Consider the following 975-nt stretch of genomic DNA (forward strand, 5'->3'; position numbering starts at 1 on the left):
TGACTCGATGGAAATTCTGCTATCCCAGCGGAGCGTGAATCAACTATGGGACGCAAGAGACCGAGCTGTATTCCGTGCCGTAGAGCACGTGGTGCTGACTGGTCCGAGTGCGAAAGAAGCCGAGCTATGGGCGTCACAGCCCGGATGCCGCAACTCGCGGCATCCGGGAAAGCCCGCATAGGTGAATTTCTGATTCACGCACCGGTGTCCCGGAGGAACAGACCATGTACCTCGGAATCGACTTACACAAGCGGTACGCACAGGTGGCAGTAATCGACGGCGAAGGCGAACTCGTCGAAGAGGTTCGCGTCGAAAACGCGAACCTCGACGACCTCGCTCGACGCTACGCTGGAGCCAAAGCGGTGATCGAGGCGACCAGCAATTACTACCACGTCTACGATACGCTCGCGGAGTACTTGGACGTGACCGTCGCTCATCCCGGCAAACTGACGCTCATCGCTCAGTCAGACAAGAAGACCGATCGCGTCGACGCCAAAGAACTCGCGCGGTTGCTTCGACTCAATTCCGTTCCGGAAAGTTACGTTCCCACCGACGAGATCAGGGAAGCCCGCGCACTCGTGCGCGGGCGACAGACACTGATCGAAGACCGGACAAAGTTCGCCAACAAGATCCACGGCTTGCTCGCCGATACCGGCATCACTCGGAAAGTGAAGCCTCTGAGCGTAAAGGGACGAGAGTTCCTGGCGGAACTCTCGCTCCCGACTCCTTGGGACGAGTTGTTGGACTCGTATCTCACCGTAATCGACACGCTCACCGAGCAGATAACTCGGATCGAAACATCAATCGAAGAACGCGCTGGGTCTCTCAAGGAGACCCAGCTGTTGATGACGATTCCTGGCGTCAGCTACTACTCCGCGTTGCTGATCTACGCGGAACTCGGTGAGATCGATCGGTTCGACAGCCACAAGGAGGTCGTGAGTTTCATGGGTCTGAACCCGACGATCCGCGAGTCGG

1 protein-coding gene is annotated in these 975 nt (G+C 57.7%); it reads left to right on the plus strand.

The window, feature by feature from the left end; translation table 11 throughout:
• Positions 1–224 precede the first annotated feature (224 nt).
• On the plus strand, positions 225–975 hold a 751-nt coding region (locus WDJ60_RS18790; protein ID WP_340102323.1), incomplete at its 3' end, for an IS110 family RNA-guided transposase.

Source organism: Salinibaculum salinum, from assembly GCF_037645885.1.
GTDB lineage: Archaea > Halobacteriota > Halobacteria > Halobacteriales > Haloarculaceae > Salinibaculum > Salinibaculum salinum.